This window comes from Streptomyces sp. NBRC 110035 (assembly GCF_000829695.1).
In the GTDB taxonomy this organism is placed as follows: Bacteria; Actinomycetota; Actinomycetes; order Streptomycetales; family Streptomycetaceae; genus Streptomyces.
This window is the reverse complement of sequence record NZ_BBNN01000027.1, coordinates 126,908-140,447: the sequence shown is the minus strand read 5'-3', so window position 1 is coordinate 140,447 and position 13,540 is coordinate 126,908. Positions and strand designations below refer to the sequence as shown.

Sequence of the window (13,540 nt, the reverse complement as noted above, 5' to 3'; positions counted from 1 at the left end):
TTGGCCTCCCAGCCGTCCGGGAACTTCACGAGGGTGCCCAGCTGGACCGGTTCCGTCGACGGGTAGGCGTCCAGCAGCTCGCCGACGCCCGCCCGGCACACCACGATGCAGGCGTGCCGGTGCCGGGAGGCCAGCACGCACAGCCTGCCCGTCTCCAGGTGGAAGGCGGTGGCGTCGGGGCGGCCGGACAACGGGTGCAGCACCACCGTGACGTCGAACTCACGCCCCTGGAGCCGGTTCGCCGTGTCCACGGTGACGTCCGCCGCCCCCAGCCCGGCCAGCGCCGCCCGCACCGCCGCCGCCTGGTCGCGGTGCGCGGTGCCCACGGCGATCCGGTCGGCGGTCAGCGGCACCGCGTCCTCGGCCCGCTCGGAGACCGACGCGCCCCGCCGGTCGAGCAGCCGGCGCACGACCAGCGCCACCGCCCGCACCGCCTCCGGGTCCGTGCGCGGGGTGTGCCGGGCGGGCAGCTCCAGCAGGCCCCAGCCGGACCCGGCGGCCTCGTCGATCACCCGGTCGGGCCCCGAACCGTCCGACGGCACCCCGAGCGCGAGCCGCCGGTCGCCGTGGCCGGTGCCGCTGCGGAACGGCGTGTACGGGTAGAACGCGTCCGACACCAGGGGCGCCGCCGAGGCGGGCAGCCGCCACGACACCGGCAGGCGGTGCTGCGGCAGTTCGGGATTGTGCGCGAGCAGCGTGGTCACGGCGGACGCGGACGGGTCGTACGACAGCCCCGCCCACTGCTCGCCGCCCACGATCGAGAACGGGTCCAACTGCCCCGGATCGCCCACGAACAGCGCCCGCTCGAACAGTCCGGCCACGGCGAGCAGCGCGTCCGAGCGCATCTGGTACGCCTCGTCGACGATCGCGTGCGCCCACGGCTCGACGCCCTTGACGTGCGCCCACTTGGCGGCCGTCGAGACGACCACGTCGAGCCCCGCGAGGTCGGACGCCTTCGCCGACGTGCGGACGTTGTCCAGGCCGTCCAGCGCCTTGTCGTACGGGTCGGCGTCACTGCTGTGCAGCCGGCCGACCGGCAGCCCGGGGTTCTTCTCCGCGAGCCGCAGCACCAGGTCGTCCACCTGGGCGTTGGTCTGCGCCACCACCATCAGCGGGCGTCCCGCGTCGGCGAGTTCCAGCGCCGCGCGGACCACGAGCGTGGACTTGCCGGCGCCGGGCGGGGAGTCGACGACCACGCCGCGCGCGGTGCCGTGCAGGGTGTCGCGCAGGATCGCGTCGGTGGCCCGGGTGGCGGCCGCACCGGCGTCGAAGACGGTCTCGGTGGGCGAGTGGGTCACAGCACGTCCTCCTCGGTCACCGGGTCGGCGGGCTCCGGCACACCGGCCTGTGCGCCGGGTGGCCCGCCATGGGTCCACGGGGTCTCCTCCGGGTCGGGCAGCTTCGCCCCGCCGCGCGGTTCGTGCTCGAACAGCGTGAAGAGGACGTGGTCGCCCTTCTCCGGCACCGAGCCCGCCTCCGGCTCCTTGCCGCGGCCCATCCTGTCCATGATCCGCAGAATGAGCAGGGCCCCGTCCTCCTCCGCGGCGACGAACTCGGCCGCCTGCGGCTTTCCGCCCAGGGAGCGGTACACGCGGACCCGCTCGCCCAGGTGCGGGCGGTCGTCCGTGCGGACGGTGACCAGCGGGCGGGGGCTCGGCCGCCTGCTCTCGCTGTACGCCATGACGACATCGGTGACCTCGCCGACGAACGCCTCCCCGGACAGCCGCCGGCCCGCCATCACCAACGGGTCGTCGAGGGCCTCCTGCGCTTCCAGCCGGGCCTGCTCCCGCTCGCGCGTGGCGAGCTTGTTGGCCGCGGTCACCGCGTCGTCGTGGCGCGGCTGGGGCGGCTCGCCGGCCAGCACCCGGTCCCGGTGACCGGTGAACGACCAGCGGTCACGCGTCCACCGCTCCTCGACCCGCGCCCCCCGGGGCAGCGCCCGCAGCAGGTCCAGGCCCCGCCACACCGCGTCCCAGGTGGGCCGCGTACGGCTCTGAACCAGCTTGTGGATCTCCCGCTCCGCCGCCGTCAGCGCGCCGAGCCGCTCGTCGGCCTCCAGGCCGTCCTGCGCGGCGGCGAGCGCCGTACGGGCCCGGTCGTACCGCTCGATCGCCGGGGCGAGCAGCTTGTTGTCGAACGCGGGGTCGGTCGCCGGGCCCGCGGGCGGGCACCGCAACTGCCCGTCGGCGTCCCGCGCCAGCTCCGCCTCCCGCGCGGCCTCGGCGCCGGAGCGCCCCGCGGGCGGGTCGATCCACGCGAGCAGCGCCCCCAGGTGCTGGTCCTCCAGGGTGGACTGCCCGGTCGCCCAGTGCCGGCCCAGCAGGTCGGTCATGGCCGGCAGCAGCGACGACCCGGGCACCCGGGCCCGCTCCCCGAAGTGCGTCAGCCACCGCCCGAGCAACGGCACCCGGGGCGGCGCGGGGAAGGGCGCCTCCGGGTCCTGCTCCGCCGTGCGCCGAAACCGGGTGGAACGGCCGAGGAGCCGTACGAGGTCGACACCGGCCCGGCTCGGCACGATCAACTGCGGGGCGTCCGCGCACAGTTCGACCTCGACCTTGACCCGTTTGCCGGTCTGGGGGTCGGTCTCGCCGCGCTCCGCGGCCTCCACGGCCTCGGCGCAGCTGTCGATGTAGGGCAGGACCACGTCGGCCAGTTCGGCCAGGAACGCGAACCTGAGGTCGCGGTCGCGCGGCTGCGGTACGGCCAGCAGCCGGGGCGCGTCCCGGTCGGTGCCCACCAGCGCGCCGAGCGGGGCTCCCGCCTCACCGGCGGTGGTCAGCGGCACGAACACCAGGGGCCGCTCGGACAGATGCCGGTGCCGGACGGTGGCGACGGGCCGGGCCCGGCCGGTGCTGACGGCCTCGAGGCGGGCGAGGGTGGTGATCAGCGACAAGGGTCCACCTCCGCGCGGACGGACGCGCGGACGGATCCCGCCGCGTCGGCGAGGGCCTCCGCGCGCAGGGCTGCCGCCCGGCGCAGGGCGGCGACCGTCGGATCGTCGGGATCACCGAGCTCGCCGCGGGACGCCGCCAGGACGTCCTCGACCGTCGTCAGGCCGCCCAACTCGGCGCGGACCGGGCGGCCCAGCGCGGTCACCGCGTCCTGCGCGCGGGAGCGGTCCCGGCAGTGGAAGGCCAGCTCGCACGCGGACAGGCACTCCGGCGCGTAACTCGCCGGGACGGACTCCACCGAAGCCGCCAGCCGGTCGCGGGGCAGCTCGGGGGCGAAGCAGATGCCCTCGGGGAGCGCGTCCGCGATGTTCTCGATCCGGGTGAGCCTGGCGAGCTGACGGGCGGTCACCGCGCGCTGCTTGCGCACGTCCACGGCGGACGCGGCCGGCAGGTTGGAGAAGTCCTTGGGGCACACCAGCAGAATCCGGTGCCGCACGCGGGGAGCGGCCGTGTCCGGGGCCGTCTCCGCGGCCGTGTCCGGGGCGGCGGCGAGGCGGGCGGCGACCTCCTCCAGCGCGAGCACGTACACCGCGGCCTGCCGGGCGGCCGCGCCGACCTTCGCCGGGTCGGCCGAACCGTCGAGGAGGGGGAAGGACTTGATCTCCACGACCGTCCAACTGCCGTCCGGGTGCACCACCACCGCGTCCGGCTCCAGGAACGCCGGGGAACCCGCGACGTCCAGCGCGAGCAACGGGTGGTCGAGCAGCGTCCACTCGCCCGGCGCCCGGACGGCCTCGCCCAGCGCCAGCTCCGTGCGCGCCCGACGCCCCTCGTGGCCCGCCGCGGACAGGTCCGGGACGCGCGGGGCGGCGGGTGGTTCGGCGGAGCGGTCCAGCTTCTCGTGGACCAGCCGCAGCAGCTCCGTGCCGCCGTCCGCCTTGACCTTGGCCTCGAACGCGTTGCCCCGGACGAACGCGAACTGGGACTGGCCGAAGACCGACGGGGAGCCCAGCGCGCCCGCGAGCGTGGCCTTGTCCACCCCCGCGCCGTCGAGGATCGCGCGCCGCTCGCAGCCCGGGTTGGCGGCCAGGGCGGCCAGGGCGCGCGCGTCCAGTGCCTTGGCCCGTACGCCCGGGCCGCGCAGCTCAGCGAGCCGGTGCCGCAGCCGTCCGGTCGTCTTCTCCCCGGGCTGGAGGGGAGACACCCGGCTCGGTTCCGGAGGCGAACCGTGGCCCGGGCTGCCGCTGCCGTGGAAATTGCTCACCCGCGGAAGTCTGGCATCCGGCACTGACAATCGGGGAACCCGGGACGGACGAGGCGACCTCGGCCGGTGCGGAACGCCGTGCGAACTGCGGGGCGAGACGCGGCAGTACGCCGGCCTTCGCCCGGTCCGCGTTCCGCAGCACGACCGGCGTGAGCAGCAGCCCGGCGCCCATCACTGCGGCGCCCGCGACCGCGTCGAGGAAGTAGTGGTTGGCGGTGCCCATCACCACGACGAGCGTCACCAGCGGGTAGACGACGCCCGCCGCCCTCGCCCACCGCGTACCGCCGTGCCGCCACAGCACCATGCCGCACCACAGGGCCCAGCCCACGTGCAGGCTCGGCATCGCCGCGTACTGGTTGGTCAGGCCACCCAGCCCTCTGGGGGCGCTGGCCTCACCGGCCCACCACCCGTACGAGCTGTACTGGGCCATCGTGTCGACGAAGCCGTGGCTCGCGTCGAGCAGCCGGGGCGGGCAGGTGGGCAGCAGGGTGAAGCCGATCAGCCCGATGAACGTCGACGTCATCAGCCAGGTGCGGGCGGCGCGGAAGTGCACCGCGCGGGAGCGGAACAGCCAGACCAGGAGCGCGGGCGTCACCAGGTAGTGCAGCGACGCGTACCAGAAGTCGGCCGGGATCCCGAGCCACGGCTCGCGCGTGAAGAGCCGGTTCAGCGGTTGCTCGGCGTTGAGATGCAGCGCCTGCTCGATGCGCAGGATCGCCAGACCGTGGTCCACGGCGTCGGCGACGTCGCCCCGGACCAACAACCGCCCCGCCGAGTAGCAGGCGTACACGAGAAGGATCAGCGGCAGTTCGGTCCACCAGCGCAGCCGGGTCGCCGGGGCCCCTTCGGTACCCGGTATCTCGCTGTGCGGCATCCGATGGCCCTCCCCCTCGTCCCTGCGCGGCGCCCGCATGGTGGTCGGCCACTCTACGGCGTGCGGGCACCCCCGCCGAGGCGCCCCGGCCCTGATAGACGCGGCGATCGCCCTCCGGGTTGCCCGTGGCCGGGGTGCGCGATGATGGAGGGGTTCCCCTGCGTTTCCTCCCGGAAGGTCTCCCATGGCACCGCGCATGCTGCTGGCCCGGCACGGACAGACCGCGTGGTCGCTGTCCGGCAAGCACACCGGCAGGACCGACGTGCCGCTGCTGGAGGAGGGCCGGCGGGGCGCCGAGCTGCTCGGGGAACGCCTGCACCGCCCGCCGTACGACGGGATACCGGACGTCGAGGTGCGCACCAGCCCGCTCTCCCGCGCGCGCGAGACCTGCGAACTCGCCGGGTTCGGCGAGCGCGCGCAGCCCTGGGACACCCTCATGGAGTGGCACTACGGTGCCTACGAGGGCCTGACCCCCGCGGAGATACGGGCGGACCGTCCCGGCTGGCTGATCTGGCGGGACGGTGTCCCCGCGGGGGAGAGCCTCGACGAGGTGACGGCCCGCGCGGACGAGGCGGTGGCCTGGGCGCGCTCCGCCGACCGGGACGTCCTGGTCTTCGCCCACGGGCACATCCTGCGCTCCATCGGGGCCCGCTGGCTGGGGCTGCCGCTCGGCTTCGCGGCCCGCATCCGCCTCAACCCGACCTCCCTGTCGGTCCTGGGCTGGGCGTACGGGGAACCGGCCGTCGAGAGCTGGAACGACCTGGGACACCTGGCGGGCTGACCCCGGGCCCCGGGGCGCCGCCCCCGCCGGTCACACCGTGCGGGGGAGTGAGGCGTGGCGCTCCAGGAAGGCCGAGACGTCCGAGGCACGGCGGTGCGGGAGCAGGACGCGGGCGGTGCCCGCCAGTATCGTCCGGACCCGGCACGACTGGACCTCCGGCAGCAGGTCCAGTACCCGCATCCCGGCCGTGGCCGCCTCGTCCGGAAGTCCGCCGCGCGCCAGGTCGTCCGCCAGCTCCGCCGTGTACAACGCGATGTTGCGGGTGAAGTGCGGGTCCTGGAGCTCCGCCGCCCGCCGCGCGTGCCGGGCCGCCCGTGGCCAGTCGCCGAGGGTGGACCAGCACTGTGCCTCCAGGCCCTCCAGTTCGGCCTCCCCGTAGAAGGTCATCCACTCGGGGTCGGCCGGCGTGGGCCCGCGGTCGAAGTAGGCCTGCGCGCGGGCCAGCGCCTGTTCGCAGCCCGCCCGGTCGGCGAGCCCGGCCCAGCCGCCCGCCTCGCGCAGCGCCAGCAGCGACATCAGCTGGGGGGAGCCGAGCGGGCGCGCGGCCCGCTGCGCGGCCTGCGCCGCCCGCACCGCCTCCCGCGGCCGGCCCGCGTCGCGGGCCAGGAACGCCGTGTTGCAGAAGGCGTGAGCCTCGAGCCCGGGGTCCCCCGTCACCCGCGCGGTCGCCAGCGCCTCCGCGTAGTGCGAGCGGGCGTCGTCGAAGCGGCCCGAGTCGTGCGCCAGCCAGCCCACCGAGATGGCGAGTTCACCGGCGCCCGCGTACAGCCGGTCCGCCGTCCGCTGCCGGGTCGCGCCGGCGTCGAGCAGGGCGTAGGCGGCGCGCAGCGGTGCGGCGGCCCGCCGGTAGAGGCCGTCGGCCCCGTGCCGGTCGTCGAGCAGCCGGATACGGCGGACGGCGTTTTCCAGGGCTCCGGCGTCGCTCGCGCCCGGTCGGCGCACGGCACGCTGTGCCGCCGAGGCGTCCGGGGCGAGGGCGGTCGGGCCCAGTGAGGCGGCGGCCACCGTGGCGCCCCCGCCGGTCATGAATGCGCGACGCAGCACGTCGCTCTCCTCGTAGTTGTGGTGCGTGTGGTACGGGTTCCGCGTTTCGTACGGTTCGGGGGCCCCGCCGGTCTCGCTCGTGGCGAGTGCCGGGTCCCCGGCGGGCGGCGGGGGAGTGTCCCCGTCGTCCCGCGCCCGGCGTCCGCGGACCGAGGAACGGGGTGCGAAGCCCAGGTCGGTCAGCGTCCGGCCGGGGAACATGTGCAGGAACACCCGCTCGTAGGCGTAGTTGGGGCAGCGGATCTCGCCTGCCTCCACCCGGTGCACGTACCGTGCGTCACAGCTGACCCGCTCGCCGATCTCGCGGGCGGCCCGGCGGACCGACGCGGCGAACTCGGCCGGCGAGCGCGGTCCGCGCAGTTGCCGGAAGACGGGATTCGGCCGCGGGGGCCGGTCGGGCTGGGACGAGGGCACCGTTGACGACGCCATGGCCGGGTCCTCTCTGCGAACCGTCGAACCATGCCGGACGACAGGGCGGTTCCCTGCGGTTCGTCATGGTGCGCCCATGCGCCGCGCGGGCACCGTCCTGGTACCGGCGAGCAAGAACGTACCTGCTGTGACCGGGTCGCCACACAAAGTTCTGCCGCAAAGCGGATATCTCGTCCGTGATCCGCCATGAAGTGCCATTCTGTGCTATTGGGTTTCGCCGTAGCCGTCGGCCGTCCGACGCGTTGAACCCGGGTGTGTGGTGGAGGTGGAGATGCGGAGGACGACATGCGGAGGCCGGGATGGTGACCAGCCGAAGCGGTGAACCCCGGACGCGGCGCGGCGGGCCGCCGGGCTGCTGCGACGTGGTGACGGTTCCGGCCCGCCAGGGCCTGGAGGCGGTCGACATCCTCCGGCGCCAGGCGGAGGGCGACGCGGTGGGTCCCGTCCTGCACGACGAGGGAGGGCGCACGCTCGGCTTCCTGGTGCCGCCGGGGACGGCCGCGGAGTGGGACGTGCCGGGCAGCACCTGCGCCCGGACCGACGGCCACGGGCCGCAGCCGGCCCCGGCCCCCGGGGCGCCCGCCCCCGAGCCGCCGGTGGAGGGCTCGGAGTGGCTGCTGCCGCCCGGGGACGCCCACCTCGCCACCGATCCCGCGGCCCTGCGGGAGGCGCTGGGCGAGGCGCAGCGGCTGATCGACGCGGCGGACAACCGCCGGTGACGACCGCCGCGGGTGCCGGTCGGGGGACAATGGCCCCATGGGAAGGTCCAGGAACTCCGGGCGCGGGCAGGCCGCCGCCGACGCCGTCGTGGAGAGGGTCGACGGGGGGACGGCCCGGCTCGTTCCCGACCGGGAGCGGCCGAGGGCGTGGACGCTGCTGATCGACGACGCCCCGCAGTCGCACGTCGACCTGGACGACCCCGCGTACCTCTCCTTCGGGTACCAGCGGCGGCTCGGACACGTCGTCGACACCGTCGCGCCGGCCGGCCGGCCGCTGCAGGCCGTGCATCTCGGCGGCGGCGCTTTCACTCTCGCCCGGTACGTCGCCGCCACCCGGCCCCGGTCCACCCAGCAGGTCGTCGAGCGGGACGCCAAGCTGGTGCAACTGGTCCGCCGGGAGCTGCCGCCGGACCCCAGGTCGCGGATCAGGGTGCGCTCGGTGGACGCCCGGGAAGGGCTCGCGAAGGTACCGGACGGATGGGCCGGCCTCGTCGTCGCCGACGTGTTCAGCGGCGCCCGCACCCCCGCCCACCTGACCTCGACCGAGTTCCTGGACGACGTCCGCAGGGCCCTCGGCCCCGGCGGGGTCTACGCCGCCAATCTCGCCGACGGGCCGCCGCTGGCCCATCTGCGCGGCCAGATCGCCACCGCCGCCGCCCGGTTCGCCGAACTCGCGCTGATCGCCGACCCGGCGGTGCTGCGCGGCAAGCGCTTCGGCAACGCCGTGCTGGTCGCCTCCGACGCGCCTCTCCCGGTCGCCGAGCTGACCCGCCGCGCCGCCGGTGATCCGCACCCGGGCCGCGTCCAGCACGGCCCGGAACTCAGGGACTTCACCGGCGGTGCCACCCCGGTCACCGACCTGGCGGCGGTCGCCTCACCGGCGCCACCGGCGTCGGTGTTCCGCTGAGCCCGCGCCCGCCGACCGGCAGGCGCGGGCCGGCAGGCGCGGACCGGCCAGGCGCCGATCAGTAGGTGCCGATCTCCACGCGCGGCGGGCCGTCGTGCCAGGTGCAGAAGACCGACACCCGGTCCGTGTCCGCCGTGAACTCCACCCGGATCCACGACTCCGTCTTCCACACCTGCATCGACCAGCCCGCCCCGGGCGTCGCCGACACCAGCGAGGCGGACGTCTCGCCGAGGTCGAAGACCGCCCGGCCGCCGGCGGTGTCGTAGGCCCTGACCTCGCCGGAGGCGGCCGGGGCGGGGTCGCCGCCGGCCGGTGCGGGATCGGCCGGTTCCGGACCGGGTGCGGCGGACGCCCCGCCGGGCTCCCGCGCCGCCTGCCGGGACGGGCCGGGGGCCTGCGCGTCGGCGCCCCGAGTGCCCTCGCTGTCGCCCTTGTCCTTCGCACCGCCTTCGCCGCCCCGGTCGTCCTCGGCGGTCTTCGACGCCTCTTCGCCGGACGGGCGCCGGGTCGAGGACGACACCGGCTTCGACTCCCGCGTCGTCGCGTCCCCGGCCGGGACGGGCAGCGCGCGCGGAGGGTCGTAGGCGGTGCCCTCCATCACGGTGTGCACACCCCACCACGACAGCGTGACCGCCGCGCCCGTGGCGAGCAGCCAGGCCAGCAGGTGTACGAGTCCTCTGCGCATCGCCGGCCATACTGCCTCACCCGTCCCGGCAGTGTCGCCCTCCCTCCGGGATCCGGAGTCGTTCACAGGCCGGCACCGGCCCGCCCGGCATGGCGTACGGTGCCGCCCATGGCATGTGTTCTCGTGGTCGAGGACGACCCGTTCGTACGCTCGGCGCTCATCCGGCAGCTGACCGACGCCGCGCACACCGTGCGCAGTGTGGGGACGGCGCTGGAGGCGCTGCGCGAGGTCGCCCATGTCCGGTTCGACGTCGTCGTCCTGGACCTCGGGCTGCCCGACCTCGATGGCTCCGAGGCGCTGAAGATGCTGCGCGGCATCACGGACGTACCGGTGATCATCGCCACCGCGCGGGACGACGAGGCCGAGATCGTACGCCTGTTGAACGCCGGCGCGGACGACTACCTGACCAAGCCCTTCTCGGTGGAACACCTCTCGGCCCGCATGGCGGCCGTCCTGCGCCGGGCGCGTTCCCTCGCGGGGGAGGCCGCGCCGTCCCCGGTGATCCGGGTGGGCGGACTGACCGTCGACCCGCTGCGCCGCCAGGCCGAACTCGACGGCGTGCGACTCGATCTGACCCGGCGCGAGTTCGACCTCCTCGCCTTCCTCGCCGGGCGGCCCGGGGTCGTCGTCGCCCGCAGGGAACTCCTCGCCGAGGTGTGGCAGCAGTCGTACGGCGACGACCAGACCATCGACGTCCATCTGTCCTGGCTGCGCCGGAAACTGGGGGAGACGGCCGCCCGGCCGCGCTATCTGCACACCCTGCGGGGCGTCGGCGTGAAACTGGAGCCGCCCGCCGACCGGGTCCCCGGAGCGGAGCAGCCGCGATGAGGTGGGCCCTGGTGAAGGTGTCCGTGGCGGTGACCGCGATGGTCGTGGTCGCCTTCGCGGTACCGCTCGGCCTGGTCATCCGCGAGATGGCCCGCGACCGCGCCTTCTCCAACGCCGAACGGGAAGCCGCCGCGGTCGCCCCCGCGCTGTCCATCACCACCGACCGCGACCAGCTCGAACGTGTCGTCGCCTCCGCGGGTTCCGGCGGGGCCGACGCGGGGATGGCCGTGCACATCCCCGCCGCGGACGGCGGCAAGCCCCTCGACATCGGCCGCCGGCGCGCCACCGCGGAGGACATCGAGGCGGTGCGGAACCTGGGCCGTGTCTCCACCTCCCGGGTGTCCGGCGGCTCCGCGCTGCTCCAGCCGGTCGCGCTCAGCAGCGGCGAGATCGCCGTGGTCGAGGTGTACGTCCCGGAGGCCGAGGTCACCAACGGGGTGGGCACGGCCTGGGCGGTCCTGGCGGCGGTCGGCGCCGCCCTGGTCCTCGGCTCGGTCGCGGTCGCCGACCGGCTGGGCGTACGGATGGTGCGGCCCGCGCAGCGCCTGGTCGAGGGCGCGCACGAACTGGGGGAGGGCAAGCTGGGGGCGCGGGTGCCCGAGAAGGGGCCCGCCGAACTGCGGCTGGCGGCGGTGGCGTTCAACTCCATGGCCGACCAGGTGGTGCAACTCCTCGCCAACGAGCGGGAGCTGGCCGCCGACCTGTCCCACCGGCTGCGTACCCCGCTGACCGTGCTGCGGCTCAACGCCGCCTCGCTGGGCGACGGATCGGCCGCCGACCAGACCCGCGCGGCGGTGGAACAGCTGGAGCGCGAGGTCGACACCATCATCCGCACCGCGCGGGACGCCAAACCGCAGACGGCCGCCGCGGGCCCCGGCGCCGGCTGCGACGCCGCCGAAGTGGTCCGCGAGCGGATGGTGTTCTGGTCGGCGCTCGCCGAGGACGAGGGCCGCAAGTGGCGGGTGGCCGGCGCCGACACCCCCGTACGCATCCCCGTGGCCCGCGCCGATCTGGCCGCCGCCCTCGACGCCCTGCTCGGCAACGTGTTCCGGCACACCGCCGAGGGCACCGCCTTCGCGGTCGACGTGCACAACGGCGAGGACGCGGTGATCGTGCTCGTCTCCGACGCGGGCCCCGGCATACCCGACCCCGAGGGGGCGATGGCCCGCGGCCGGGGCTCCGGCAGCGACGGCTCCACCGGACTCGGACTGGACATCGTGCGCCGCCTCGCGGAGGCCACCGGCGGGGACGTCCGCGTCGGCTCGTCGGTGCTCGGCGGGACCGAGGTACGGATCTGGATCCAGGTGGACGGCCGCGAGGGAGCGCCTCGCGGCCGGTCCCGCGGCCACCGCGGTACCGTACGCCGCCGTCGCCCGGGGCGCCTGGTGCCGATGCTCCGGCGCTGACACCGGTCGGGAGGGAACACACCGGCGCGCGCCCCGGGCGGGGTGCGGACACCCGCGTGGGGCGCGGCGCTCCCCCTGAGACACCGCGCCCCGTTCCCCCGCCCCCGGTTTTTCCCCTCCCGTGCCCCCGTGCCCGGGAGGGTCAGATGCCGTCGGGCTCCGGGAGGGTGCCCGACCGGGCCGCCCGGCCGTACCAGAGGGCGCTGGACTTCGGGGTCCGGACCTGGGTCGCGTAGTCGACGTAGACCGCGCCGAACCGCTTCTCGTAGCCGTACGCCCACTCGAAGTTGTCCATCAGGGACCACAGGTAGTAGCCGCGCACGTCCGCACCGTCGGTGATGGCCCGGCGGACCGCGGAGAGGTGGCCGTGCAGGTAGGCGACACGCTCAGGGTCGTGCACCGCGCCGTCGGCGCCGGGCTTGTCGTCGTAGGCGGCGCCGTTCTCGGTGACGTAGAGCGGCAGGCCGGGCGCCTCGCGGGTGTAGCGCATGATCAGGTCGTACAGACCCGTCGGGTCGACGGACCAGCCCATCTCGGTCTGCTCGCCCGGGGACTGGTGGAAGGCGACGTCGTCCGTGGCGGGCCACGGCGAGTGCTCGCTCTCCCCGTGGCCGTCGGCCCGCGGTCCCTTCGCGTCCGGGTCCGCCGCCGACACCAGGGTGGGCGTGTAGTAGTTGAGTCCCAGCGCGTCCAGCGGCTGGTGGATCAGCTCCAGGTCGCCGTCCTGGACGAACGGCCAGTCGGTGAGCGACGCGGTCGCCTCCAGCAGCGTCTTCGGGTAGGCGCCGTGCAGAATCGGGCCGTGGAAGATGCCGCCGGACAGGTCGTCGATCTTGCGCGCCGCAGCCAGGTCCGCCGGGTCGTTCGGGGAAAGGGGCCGCACCACCGAGGTGTTGAGGCTGAGCGCGACCGAGTTGCGGGCCGGCATCACCGACCGCAGCGCCTTGGCGCCCAGGCCGTGTGCCAGGTTCAGGTGGTGGGCGGCCCGCAGTGAGGCCACCGGGTCGGTGCGGCCGGGCGCGTGCACGCCGGACGCGTAGCCCAGGAAGGCGCTGCACCACGGCTCGTTGAGCGTGATCCACTGCTCCACCCGGTCGCCGAGCGCCTCGCCGACGATCTGCGCGTACTCGGCGAAGCGGTAGGCGGTGTCGCGCTCCGGCCAGCCGCCCGCGTCCTCCAGCTCCTGCGGCAGGTCCCAGTGGTAGAGGGTGACGGCGGGCTTGATGCCGTGCTCGAGCAGTTCGTCGACCAGCTTGCGGTAGAAGTCCAGGCCGCGCTGCACGGCCGGGCCGCGGCCGGTCGGCTGCACCCGGGGCCAGGAGACGGAGAAGCGGTAGCCGCCCAGGCCCAGGTCCGCCATCATCGCCACGTCGTCGCGGTAGCGGTGGTAGTGGTCGTTGGCGATGTCACCGGTGTCGCCGCCGGCGGTCTTGCCCGGGGTGTGGCTGAAGGTGTCCCAGATGGACGGGGTGCGTCCGTCCTCCTGCACGGCGCCCTCGATCTGGTAGGCAGAGGTCGCGGAGCCCCAGAGGAAGGAGGGGGGAAAGGTCGCCGGGGTCACCGGCGTTGCGGAGTCAGACATGGAAGCGCTCCCATGGGAGGTCGTGGCGGACCTACGAGTCGGAGTGAGCAAGGGGGGAAGGGGGGGGAGGAGTGGGGGAAGGGGGAAGCGGGAAAGAGAGGACGAGCAGGGGCCGAGGCGTCGGTGACCC

At 75.1% G+C, this 13,540-nt stretch carries 12 protein-coding genes; 5 read left to right on the top strand and 7 right to left on the bottom strand.

Translation table 11 applies throughout. The features are described 5' to 3' along the window. The 4 genes from TU30_RS17615 to TU30_RS17600 form a co-directional block, all read right to left on the bottom strand. The coding region (locus TU30_RS17615; protein WP_042171066.1) for an AAA family ATPase at positions 1 to 1,298 on the bottom strand (1,298 nt) is incomplete at its 3' end. Then, positions 1,295 to 2,893, bottom strand: a complete 1,599-nt coding sequence (locus TU30_RS17610) for a hypothetical protein (RefSeq protein ID WP_042171064.1) — start codon at positions 2,891 to 2,893, stop codon at positions 1,295 to 1,297. The genes TU30_RS17610 and TU30_RS17615, both read right to left, overlap by 4 nt. After that, entirely contained in the window at positions 2,884 to 4,095 is a 1,212-nt protein-coding gene (locus TU30_RS17605; protein WP_042171061.1) for a hypothetical protein, read from the bottom strand. The genes TU30_RS17610 and TU30_RS17605 overlap by 10 nt, the downstream gene beginning before the upstream one ends. Further along, entirely contained in the window at positions 4,037 to 5,029 is a 993-nt protein-coding gene (locus tag TU30_RS17600; protein WP_042171058.1) for a phosphatase PAP2 family protein, read from the bottom strand. Before TU30_RS17600 ends, TU30_RS17605 begins: the two co-directional genes overlap by 59 nt. A 184-nt stretch (positions 5,030 to 5,213) precedes the next feature. Between TU30_RS17600 and TU30_RS17595 the strand changes: the two genes are divergently transcribed. Next, entirely contained in the window at positions 5,214 to 5,810 is a 597-nt protein-coding gene (locus TU30_RS17595) for a histidine phosphatase family protein (protein ID WP_042171055.1), read from the top strand. A 30-nt stretch (positions 5,811 to 5,840) separates the two neighbouring features. Here TU30_RS17595 and TU30_RS17590 read toward each other — a convergent pair whose 3' ends face one another. Next, positions 5,841 to 7,283 carry a hypothetical protein gene (locus TU30_RS17590; RefSeq protein ID WP_042171053.1) on the bottom strand — a complete coding sequence of 481 codons (1,443 nt, stop codon included), beginning with the start codon at positions 7,281 to 7,283 and terminating at the stop codon, positions 5,841 to 5,843. Between the two features lie 299 nt (positions 7,284 to 7,582). Here TU30_RS17590 and TU30_RS17585 point away from each other — a divergent pair, with 299 nt between their 5' ends. Then, positions 7,583 to 8,002 carry a hypothetical protein gene (locus TU30_RS17585; RefSeq protein ID WP_042171049.1) on the top strand — a complete coding sequence of 140 codons (420 nt, stop codon included), beginning with the start codon at positions 7,583 to 7,585 and terminating at the stop codon, positions 8,000 to 8,002. A gap of 37 nt (positions 8,003 to 8,039) precedes the next feature. Next, positions 8,040 to 8,909: a spermidine synthase gene (locus TU30_RS17580; protein ID WP_042171045.1), complete on the top strand. Its 870-nt coding sequence runs from the start codon at positions 8,040 to 8,042 to the stop codon at positions 8,907 to 8,909. A gap of 58 nt (positions 8,910 to 8,967) precedes the next feature. On the opposite strand, the gene TU30_RS17575 is transcribed toward TU30_RS17580, so the two are convergent. Further along, the gene (locus TU30_RS17575; RefSeq protein WP_042171042.1) at positions 8,968 to 9,594 is read right to left on the bottom strand and encodes a hypothetical protein; all 627 of its coding nucleotides are present in this window, start codon (positions 9,592 to 9,594) and stop codon (positions 8,968 to 8,970) included. A gap of 108 nt (positions 9,595 to 9,702) precedes the next feature. On the opposite strand from TU30_RS17575, the gene TU30_RS17570 reads away from it, so the two are divergent. Beyond that, positions 9,703 to 10,422 carry a response regulator transcription factor gene (locus TU30_RS17570; protein ID WP_042171041.1) on the top strand — a complete coding sequence of 240 codons (720 nt, stop codon included), beginning with the start codon at positions 9,703 to 9,705 and terminating at the stop codon, positions 10,420 to 10,422. Then, the gene (locus TU30_RS17565) at positions 10,419 to 11,828 is read left to right on the top strand and encodes a HAMP domain-containing sensor histidine kinase (RefSeq protein ID WP_042171040.1); all 1,410 of its coding nucleotides are present in this window, start codon (positions 10,419 to 10,421) and stop codon (positions 11,826 to 11,828) included. The genes TU30_RS17570 and TU30_RS17565 overlap by 4 nt, the downstream gene beginning before the upstream one ends. Before the next feature lie 142 nt (positions 11,829 to 11,970). Here TU30_RS17565 and TU30_RS17560 read toward each other — a convergent pair whose 3' ends face one another. Further along, a complete protein-coding gene (locus TU30_RS17560; RefSeq protein ID WP_042171036.1) occupies positions 11,971 to 13,410 on the bottom strand; it encodes a GH1 family beta-glucosidase in 1,440 nt (479 codons plus the stop codon). Positions 13,411 to 13,540 lie beyond the last annotated feature (130 nt).

Bases quoted from the DNA above. Each gene is read 5' to 3' on its own strand.
- TU30_RS17580 (WP_042171045.1), top strand. From the start codon at position 8,040: ATGGGAAGGTCCAGGAACTCCGGGCGCGGGCAGGCCGCCGCCGACGCC.
- TU30_RS17600 (WP_042171058.1), bottom strand. From the start codon at position 5,029: ATGCCGCACAGCGAGATACCGGGTACCGAAGGGGCCCCGGCGACCCGG.
- TU30_RS17570 (WP_042171041.1), top strand. From the start codon at position 9,703: ATGGCATGTGTTCTCGTGGTCGAGGACGACCCGTTCGTACGCTCGGCG.
- TU30_RS17565 (WP_042171040.1), top strand. From the start codon at position 10,419: ATGAGGTGGGCCCTGGTGAAGGTGTCCGTGGCGGTGACCGCGATGGTC.
- TU30_RS17575 (WP_042171042.1), bottom strand. From the start codon at position 9,594: ATGCGCAGAGGACTCGTACACCTGCTGGCCTGGCTGCTCGCCACGGGC.
- TU30_RS17560 (WP_042171036.1), bottom strand. From the start codon at position 13,410: ATGTCTGACTCCGCAACGCCGGTGACCCCGGCGACCTTTCCCCCCTCC.
- TU30_RS17595 (WP_042171055.1), top strand. From the start codon at position 5,214: ATGGCACCGCGCATGCTGCTGGCCCGGCACGGACAGACCGCGTGGTCG.
- TU30_RS17585 (WP_042171049.1), top strand. From the start codon at position 7,583: ATGGTGACCAGCCGAAGCGGTGAACCCCGGACGCGGCGCGGCGGGCCG.
- TU30_RS17590 (WP_042171053.1), bottom strand. From the start codon at position 7,283: ATGGCGTCGTCAACGGTGCCCTCGTCCCAGCCCGACCGGCCCCCGCGG.